Here is a 9314-nt window from a genome sequence, read left to right as displayed (position 1 = left end):
ATGCAAATCTTTAAAGCACCTACATATAGACTTTCGAAAAAAAGAAACAATCTCGCCTATCATTGACGTTACATGAGCTTAGCTTGATAGCGATGGGGTAGCACCATCAAAACGCGAATTTCGTACGCTAAGCAAAATTTCATAAGAAAAAGCCGATTTCCGGTACTCTAAGAGAATAATTGGCTTTTTACTGTTAAGTTGTTTGTAGTGATTGTAGGGAGTCTAATGATGCAATTTCTTTTATACTAAATCGGTATTTTCCTAGAATATTAATGTGTTCCCATTCTAATGGAGAAATATATTTCAATACTTCTTCATTAAGATGGGAATCAAATAACTCAACTTTCGCACCTATAAAATAAGCGGGGAGATTTAGCTATATTGAATTTAGAGTCTATCAATTGTGTACTGTACAACTTGAGTAAAATGAAAAACACCTCGATCCTTGGTATAGTGAGATTACCTAGAAATCACTACCACAGAAGAGGTGCCTTAACTACAATAGCTCAAAATAACCAATATCATCAACTACCAAAAGAACTTAATTCTATTTTTTCCGAGCTTGAAATGAAGATCCAGCTAAGGATGCAGTCTATCGCTTCTTATAAACGGTGCCAATGTTCAATTGGCGCCCTTTCCTGCTGCTGTTTAGTATGAATGCGATTAAAAAAGTAACTCGACTTACGAAAAAAACGCTCCAAAGTGTTGATTGTGCTTATCATCGTAACCGCAGTAAAAAAGTTGAATTGCTAGCACACTATTTCGAAAACTTGGTTAAATATTCCAACTTTGAAGTATTTCCTGTTTTTAATCAATGAGTAAGGGGCAAAATTTAAAGTATATGGTGGCACTATTTGTACTTCTTTCTGTAATCTCTACTCATCGAATAAATTTAGAGCTATCACTCATGCCTTCAGTTGAACACCCCGATGACTGAACTAAGATAAGTTATGGATGAAGCGCCCGTGCCATCGCATCAAAATAATTCTGACTGGCACGCTGACTCACTTCGGCTTCAGGCACAAGCACTTCAAAGCAATGGAAGCAGCCGGGATAGAGATGAAATTCAACATCTACTCCTGCTTGTGCAAGTCGTGTTACATATTCAATAATTTCATCTCGGAATAAATCGAGTTGACCTACACATGTATAAGTTGGCGGTAGTCCGGCTAAGTTTTCTGCTCTCGAAGGTACGGCATAGGGAGATGGTTCGTTAGTATCGTCCTTCTTTCCCAAGTACATATTCCAAGCCGTTAAATTGTTTGATCTATTCCATGTTGCATTGTCTTCTATAATCTCATAGCTTGATGGTGTTATGTTGTGACTATCAAGCATCGGATACAGCGGCATCTGAAAAATAATAGATGGACCTCCTTTATCACGAGCCATTAACGCAAGCGCTGCTGTTAGTCCACCGCCTCCACTTGCACCGGCGATCGCAACTCGATTCACATCAATTCCAAGCGAGTCTGCCTCATTTGTCATCCAAACCAAGCATGCATAACAATCTTCAATAGCCGCTGGATAAGGATGTTCGGGCGCAAGTCGATAATCGACAGACACAACAACGCATTCAGCAGTCTGAACAAAGCGTTCACACAAAACATCGTCCATATCAGGGTGGCCCATTACGTATCCACCACCGTGAATCCACAGCATAGCTGGAAGTTTATCAAGATTTTTCTCAACGGGTTCGTAAATTTTAACTAACATATCGCCGGCTGCGCCAGGAATCATTCGCTTGGTCATGTGTACAAGCTCTGATTTTTCCAAATGTGGATTCGACAAGAGACTTCGACTCGCCTCCAAATCCCCCTCTAATTGAAAGCCTGGAAATTGTGAGAAAGCCTGTTTTAATTCTGGTAATACTCGACTGTCAATTTTCATATAAATTCCTCCAATTAAATAATGGAACTTGATGCAATCCTTATGGAATAATTAACGGAATAGATGTGTCTCCTGTTCTCCTTCAACTTCCCATTTGGCAATTTCCTCTCTTACACGAGGGGCAACTTCTGTTCCAAGCAATTCTATGGCACGCATGACTTGATCATGTGGCATGGTACTTAATGGTACATACATCATAAAGCGTGTAATCCCTACATGCTTACGAAGATGTATGATTTTTTCGGCGACTGTATCTGGATCACCAACATACAACGCCCCTTCAAAACTTCGTGCAGCATCAAAGCTGGAACGATCATAATAAGGCCACCCCCGCTCTTTACCAAGTTTATTCATGCCTGCCTGAGTGGAAGGGAAAAATGTATCTGCTGCCAATTCCGTATTCTCTCCAACAAATCCAATTGAATGAGATCCCACCTGAAGTTTTGATACATCATGACCAGCGTGAGCCGCCGCTTTCTTATATAGCTGTACAATTCGTGCAAAGTGCATTGGGCTACCACCAATAATCGCCAGCATAAGTGGTAATCCCAGAAAACCGGCACGGATAGCAGATTCCTGATTCCCACCGCTACCAACCCATATCGGTAAAGGATCTTGAACAGGTCTTGGATATACACCTAAATTATTGATTGCTGGTCTATGTCCGCCTTCCCAAGTCACTTTTTCGGACTGACGTATTTTGAGCAGTAGGTCCAAATGTTCTTCAAACAGTTCTTCATAGTCTTTCAAGTTATAGCCAAACAATGGAAAAGATTCGATAAAGGAGCCACGACCCGCCATAATCTCTGCGCGTCCATTTGAAATGCCATCCAGTGTAGAAAAATCCTGAAAAACGCGCACAGGATCAGCTGAAGAAAGCACGGTTACTGCACTCGCGAGCCGTATCTTTTTCGTTTGTGGTGCCGCCGCTGATAGAACCATCGCTGGAGAGGATGCTGCATAATCCTTCCTATGATGCTCACCAACACCAAACACATCAAGTCCCACTTGATCAGCAAGAACGATTTCTTCAACAACTTCACGTAATCGCTGTGCGTGACTTATCACTTCACCACTATGAACATCTGGTTTCGTTTCTACAAAAGACGTAATACCTATTTCCATTTGTTATCTCTCCTAGTCCAATTAGATTTAAGTCAAAAAAATTAATCATTTCCTTTATGGTAGTAACGTGTTTCTCATATTGGCTAACACACGTTTATTTCATAAAATCTTAACTCGTCTGGTCATAGCCCAAAAAAGAAGAGCTAAAACACTGACAGAGGCTCCGAGTAAGGAAACCCCTCCCCAGCCAAAGTGTACGTATATTTGAGTCGACGCAATTGAACCACCAGCACTGCCGATAGAATAAAACACCATATATCCAGCAGTAAGTCGACTCCGTGCTTCTGTATGCAATGGAAGGATCATGGTTTGATTCGTGACATGTATTGCTTGTACGGCCAAATCAAGTAAAACTATCCCTATCACTAATGCGATTAATGACTGCTCTATATAGCTGATGAACAACCATGAAATCAATAATAGAGCTAAAGCAATGCCTGTCGTTCGTTGTCCGTAACCTTGATCGGCCAATTTCCCTGCCCGTGCCGCAGCCAAGGCTCCAGCCACACCTACAAGACCGAATGCGCCAATTGCACTATGAGATAGAGCAATTGGCGGTGTACTAAGTGGCAGTACTAGTGAAGTCCACAAAATGCTGAAATCAGCAAAAATCAGCATGGCTAGAACGGAGCGAACGCGTAACGTTCGTTCTTGAATAAACAAAGCAAGCACCGATCTAATCAACTGAGGGTAGGATAGCGATTTTACCTCGCGTTCAACATTGGGCAACATCTTTATAAACATAAAAACCATCAAAAGCATGAGCGCTGCAGAAAATAGATATACAGAACGCCATCCCGCAACATCTGTTAATATACCAGCAAAAGTACGTGCGAGAAGTATGCCAATAACTATCCCACTTGTTACAATGCCAACGACACGTCCTCTTTCTGTAGGGGAAGCGATGGTCGCTGCAAACGCCACGAGAGTCTGTGTCACAACTGCAAGCAGACCCACCAAAGCCATACCTGCGAAAAGTACCATGCTGGAGGAAGCAGTACCAACTATAACCAGAGCTGTTGTAGATAATAGCATCTGACCGACAATTAGACGTCGCTGGTTTAGCAAATCTCCAAGCGGTACGAGTAGTAGTAAGCCCAATCCATAAAAAATTTGTGTAATGGTAATAACAACACCAATAATGGAATGGTTAATACTAAACTCATTAGATAGTTGATCAAGCAACGGCTGTGCAAAGTAAATATTGGCAACAGACATTCCACAGACATTCCACAGGCAGTCGCAAACAATAATGCCAAAGCGTGAGACATGGATAGCTGTTGATTCAAATTAGGTTTTGTTATGGAAGATTTATGACTTATCTTAGTGTAGAGTGGATCATCTTCTATATTTGTCTCTGTTTTGCACATACCTTAACCTCCAATTACATTATATTTTTAATCATAACATACCGTTCAGTACGATATGATTACTGGTAAATATAACTTAGCCTTATTCATGATGTCAACGATTTTTTGCACTAAAGTTAATGTTTCATTAAATGAATGGATCTTGATTTGACATGAAGAATAGCTAATTATATAATAATTACATACTGTTTGGTAATAAAAAAACAATTGTAATTACCTACACACCTATCCTAAAACAATTAATAAAATCAAAGTTTGAGGAGGAGAATTCTTAATGGCAAGAACCCGTGAATTTGATGAGGATCAAGTTTTAGATGCAGCAATGCAGTTATTTTGGGAGAAGGGATATGAGGCTACCTCATTAAGTGATCTTACTTCTAGAATGGGCATTCAACGCCCTAGTATTTATTCGACTTTTGGAGATAAGAAAGAATTGTTTGAAGCCGCACTTCGCAGGTATACAATGTCTCGGGCCTCTGATATACGAAATAGGCTTCAAAGTCACTCCTCTGTAAAAGAGGCATTTTCTATTTTCTTTGCCGATGTCGTCAATGAAGAATACGCAGGGGATCTTAGTAAAGGTTGTTTTTGTATCAATACAATGGTTGAACTAGCACCTCATGATGAGAGATTTGAAATTTTGACCAGAGAACATCAAATGTACCTCGCCGTCATTTTTCAGGAGACGATCGAACGAGGAATCCAATCAGGTGAGCTGGAATTCAACACAGATGCAAAGTCTTTGGCACAGGCACTGATTGTAGCGTTAATCGGTCTAACGGTTATGATGAAATCTCGCCCCCAACGTTCATTTGTGGACAATGTAATAGCAGCGACGCTCACATTACTTAAGTGACATGATTGTATTTAAAAGTACGAAAACCACACCTTTATAGGGGTAACGTCAAATCTCCATCAAGCTACAATTTTATAGTACCCCCAGAACGAAATTTTGTGCTAACTTGTAACAAAATTGCTCATTTTTTCATTTCGGGGTAATTCTGAATTCTTAAGTTGATGGCGATTTGGTGCTATCCCTAAAACATCTGGACTGTAATAGCCAACTAAAAAATGCAAACAAAAAGACCTTTAATCAGTCGTTTTGTTTGCATTTCCTTTTTCTAAAACCACAGAAAAGATAAGTACTATAGTTAACACCATAATAAACCCTACTTCACTTCCATCACTTACAAAAAATGAATACAAAGTATAAATTAAAATTAATATTCCATAAATAACTTTGTGCAATGAACTCCCCCCTTTTTGCCGTATATATTTTAGTGTAAAAATTTAATGCAAGCCCTATATTAAAATGAAAATAAAAAGCACCTGTGATATACACAAAGTGCTTTTCTCTTGTCAATTTATCTATTTTCACTATATTTATCTATTTTCTTTTTATAACTCAAATTTCTTCGAATCGTACTTTTCTAGAGTTTGTTACAATTCATTTTGTTCATATGGAATATGTTTATCTGTCTGTACATCTTCAACATTTTCTCCACCTGTTAATAATCTCCTGTACTTAAAAGAGTGCCCTGTTAATACTGTTTAATCATTTTGTATTGCCCTCCTTTTGTTTGATTACTTGTATCATAAAACAAGTATCTGAAGTTGATATGTAGTTTATCTAGAGTGTATGTAAATTTAAAAAATCTCTAATAAAATGTTTATGTTGTAACGTTACCATCAAACCTAGTGCTTCAAACACCCTGATTTGAAGAGACAGTAACCCATATTCTAGCTTGAATTCCCACTACAGTTCTATATTGAATAAAACCAGTTGATCCCTATAATATAAAAAGAGCACCACTTTTTGGATGCTCTTCGTTATAACTATATAGTATTTAATTTCCTTCTTTTGTTGGTACCATTTTTCCTTCTTGAGAACCTGTACCTTCTGTTCTTTCAACAGTTTTTGCATCTCCTTTAGGAGTTGCTGGCACTGCATCTTTAGGTACATCAAAGTTTTGTGAGAAAGACGTTGTTCCATCTGCACTCCGTGTAATTACTTGATTTGAACTATCTTCATTTGATTTTAAATTGTCCATTTTCGCATCATCTGCACCTACTGCACCCCCCGCTACCAATCCTGTACTTAAAAGTGCTCCTGCTAATAATGTTTTAATCATTTTTCATTACCTCCTTGTTTTGTTTGGAACTACATTTAGCATAAGACAAGAATCTATAGTTGATATGGACTGTATCTGGAGATTATGTAAAGAAAAATAGATGATCAATTGTATATCCTAATGGGTGCTTAGGCAAGATTGAAACTTAATATGAGTTTGATAATTGAGTTACCCTTCGTTTTTGGGTGTAAGGTTTTTGGCTGGGGTGAAGTGAGGAGCTAACCTTTTCTAATTTGAAACATTTACAACTAAATTTGCAATAAATTTCTCAATATAGATATACTTGTTATTTATAGTTTGAATATTCAAAATTTAAACTATAAAGCGTGATAAAAATATGATGATTATCCCTTATGTTTACTCCTTGTACTAAAGATAAGATTGAATTCTCCGACCTTATCTTTTTTGTTTGTAGAAATTTAATGCAAAAAAACAGAATCCTTGTAATAAGGATTCTGTAACAAGAAATGACAGATATATAGCAATAAAAAGAGTTACTTATATTATAATTTAAAATGCAACAACCACATTGATAAAATTCAAAACAAATTGAATATTACATATATGTTTCTCATGCAATTTTTGTTCAAAATCCCAATGTTATTTAAGACTTTCTCCACAATAACTGAATTAATTATCTTTAAACTGCAATTCTTCCGTAGAACCTTTCAGCGCTGTCGTAGATGAAGTTCCACCCGTAATCACTTGTGCTACTTCGTCAAAGTAACCTGTTCCGACTTCTCGTTGATGACGCATAGCAGAATAACCATGCTCTTCTGCTGCAAATTCGGCCTGTTGTAATTCAGAATACGCTGCCATACCACGTTCTTTATAGCCGCGTGCTAATTCGAACATACTGTGGTTTAACGAATGGAATCCTGCAAGTGTTACAAATTGGAGTTTGTAACCATATGATGCCATTTCTTTTTGAAAGTTTTCAATTGTTTTTTGATCTAATTTTTGTTTCCAATTAAACGACGGTGAACAGTTATATGCGAGTAACTTTCCTGGGTATCTCTCATGAATTGCTTCTGCAAAACGCTTCGCATCTTCTAAATTTGGTTCAGACGTTTCACACCAAATAAGATCTGCGTACGGTGCATATGCTAGGCCACGTGCAATCGCTTGATTGAGCCCCGCTTTTGTACGATAAAAACCTTCCGTTGTTCTTTCTCCTGTAATAAATTCTTGATCAATTGGATCAATGTCGCTCGTAATTAAATCCGCTGCATCTGCATCTGTTCTTGCCACGATTACTGTCGGCACGCCCATAACATCCGCAGCTAAACGAGCAGAAATTAAATTACGTACCGCCGTTTGTGTCGGTAATAATACTTTTCCACCTAAATGTCCGCATTTCTTTTCTGAAGACAACTGATCTTCAAAATGTACACCTGCTGCACCTGCTTCAATCATTCCTTTCATTAATTCAAATACGTTTAATTGCCCACCAAAACCAGCTTCTGCATCTGCAACAATTGGTACGAAATAATCTATATCACTGCCACCTTCCATATGCTGAATTTGATCAGCACGTTGCAACGTTTGATTGATTCTTTTTACAACAGAGGGCACACTATTCACTGGATATAAACTTTGGTCTGGATACATATGTCCAGATAAATTGGCATCAGCAGCTACTTGCCAACCACTTACACAAATTGCTTTTAAGCCTGCTTTCACTTGCTGCATTGCTTGATTTCCTGTTAATGCACCAAGCGCATTGATGTAGTCTTCTATATGAAGCGATTGCCAAAGTTTCTCTGCACCGTGGCGTGCTAGTGTATGTTCAATATCGATAGATCCTCGAAGACGAATAACATCTTCGGCACAATACGGGCGTTTTACCCCTTTCCAACGTTTATCTAACTCCCAATTTTCTTGTAATTGTTGAATTCTTTCGTTTTTCATTTCTTCCATCTCCTCGTATGTTATTTTTCAGTTATTCTTTCGAGTAACTATTGCACTAAATATTTTCTTGGCCGCCTGAGTATATTCCTGGATAATGAAGATAAGAATCAACGCTTTCTTTTATTTGTTCTTGGAAGAAAGATGCTAATATTTATTTTCCTGTTGAACAAATCCTATTTCTCTAGCTAATTTATCCAAGATATGTGATGACATATGTCTGGGGAATTTCTCAGTAAACAATTGTAGTTCATTTTGAATAGAAAGAGTCATAAAAAATGTTATGCTCTCTGTAGGAATATACAGAGAGCATAACATTTTTTCATTTTTGAGGAACAATGAGTTTCTTAACTTGATGGCAATGTGTTGATGTTAGAAAAACACTGAAATTTGCTATACTACAAAAATTACCCTTAGCAATACTTAATGTTTTGAATGCATCAAACTTTTTGCTTTTAAGTATAGAATCCCTTTTCTTATACACTCACTCGCCGCAATAAAGCAAAAAATACCATTCGTTACTAAACCTAGCGCATACTGACTTGAACCTTTAAAAATATACGTTACAATAAAACGTAAAATAAATACAACAATCCATATACCTAAGGCGATATAAGAATTTTTAGCATAAACCTTCCCATTATTTTTATCGATTCGTATTATAGTTGTAGAACCACGCACAGCTCCTACAATTCCTCCAAGAGCAAGTAATACTACAAATAGACCTGTTTCTATTAATGTGAGATCGTTAAATACATGAGTAAATGTATAGTATGCGATTAATACAGGAGCAATCCACATTCGTTGAACTTTCAATTCCCTTTCTTTTAGTTTAAGGAGAATTATAAGAATTAAAATAATAAGACCAGTTGTATTATCCATGCTATACTCT

At 37.6% G+C, this 9314-nt stretch carries 6 protein-coding genes and 3 pseudogenes; 1 reads left to right on the top strand and 8 read right to left on the bottom strand.

What is annotated here, in order from left to right; all coding sequences use genetic code 11:
• Nucleotides 1-948 precede the first annotated feature (948 nt).
• The 3 genes and pseudogenes from ABH960_RS08370 to ABH960_RS08360 form a co-directional block, all read right to left on the bottom strand.
• On the bottom strand, nt 949-1887 hold the full coding sequence (locus ABH960_RS08370; protein WP_404444312.1) for an alpha/beta hydrolase: 939 nt from the start codon (nt 1885-1887) through the stop codon (nt 949-951).
• A 51-nt stretch (nt 1888-1938) separates the two neighbouring features.
• The gene (locus ABH960_RS08365; protein WP_404444309.1) at nt 1939-3012 is read right to left on the bottom strand and encodes an LLM class flavin-dependent oxidoreductase; all 1074 of its coding nucleotides are present in this window, start codon (nt 3010-3012) and stop codon (nt 1939-1941) included.
• A gap of 99 nt (nt 3013-3111) precedes the next feature.
• Nucleotides 3112-4382: pseudogene (locus ABH960_RS08360) on the bottom strand (MFS transporter).
• A 274-nt stretch (nt 4383-4656) separates the two neighbouring features.
• Here ABH960_RS08360 and ABH960_RS08355 point away from each other — a divergent pair.
• Entirely contained in the window at nt 4657-5238 is a 582-nt protein-coding gene (locus ABH960_RS08355; protein WP_002066413.1) for a TetR/AcrR family transcriptional regulator, read from the top strand.
• A gap of 233 nt (nt 5239-5471) precedes the next feature.
• Here ABH960_RS08355 and ABH960_RS08350 read toward each other — a convergent pair whose 3' ends face one another.
• The 5 genes and pseudogenes from ABH960_RS08350 to ABH960_RS08330 all read right to left on the bottom strand — a co-directional run bounded on the left by ABH960_RS08350 (nt 5472) and on the right by ABH960_RS08330 (nt 9304).
• Entirely contained in the window at nt 5472-5630 is a 159-nt protein-coding gene (locus ABH960_RS08350) for a hypothetical protein (protein WP_002137521.1), read from the bottom strand.
• 116 nt (nt 5631-5746) lie between these two features.
• Nucleotides 5747-5941: pseudogene (locus tag ABH960_RS08345) on the bottom strand (hypothetical protein).
• Between the two features lie 294 nt (nt 5942-6235).
• Nucleotides 6236-6514: pseudogene (locus tag ABH960_RS08340) on the bottom strand (hypothetical protein); the annotation flags it as partial.
• A 630-nt stretch (nt 6515-7144) separates the two neighbouring features.
• On the bottom strand, nt 7145-8425 hold the full coding sequence (gene aceA / locus ABH960_RS08335; RefSeq protein WP_193659084.1) for an isocitrate lyase: 1281 nt from the start codon (nt 8423-8425) through the stop codon (nt 7145-7147).
• 420 nt (nt 8426-8845) lie between these two features.
• Nucleotides 8846-9304, bottom strand: coding sequence for a CcdC protein domain-containing protein (locus tag ABH960_RS08330; protein ID WP_002137524.1), 459 nt, complete (start codon nt 9302-9304; stop codon nt 8846-8848).
• Nucleotides 9305-9314 lie beyond the last annotated feature (10 nt).

Origin of the sequence: Bacillus sp. RC252, from assembly GCF_044909215.1 — a bacterium.
GTDB lineage: Bacteria > Bacillota > Bacilli > Bacillales > Bacillaceae_G > Bacillus_A > Bacillus_A mycoides.
This window is presented reverse-complemented; position numbering and strand designations above follow the sequence as displayed.

What these genes read in the sequence shown, in the direction of transcription:
- ABH960_RS08370 (WP_404444312.1), bottom strand. Translation starts at nt 1,887, where the DNA reads ATGAAAATTGACAGTCGAGTATTACCAGAATTAAAACAGGCTTTCTCA.
- ABH960_RS08365 (WP_404444309.1), bottom strand. Translation starts at nt 3,012, where the DNA reads ATGGAAATAGGTATTACGTCTTTTGTAGAAACGAAACCAGATGTTCAT.
- ABH960_RS08355 (WP_002066413.1), top strand. Translation starts at nt 4,657, where the DNA reads ATGGCAAGAACCCGTGAATTTGATGAGGATCAAGTTTTAGATGCAGCA.
- aceA (WP_193659084.1), bottom strand. Translation starts at nt 8,425, where the DNA reads ATGAAAAACGAAAGAATTCAACAATTACAAGAAAATTGGGAGTTAGAT.
- ABH960_RS08330 (WP_002137524.1), bottom strand. Translation starts at nt 9,304, where the DNA reads ATGGATAATACAACTGGTCTTATTATTTTAATTCTTATAATTCTCCTT.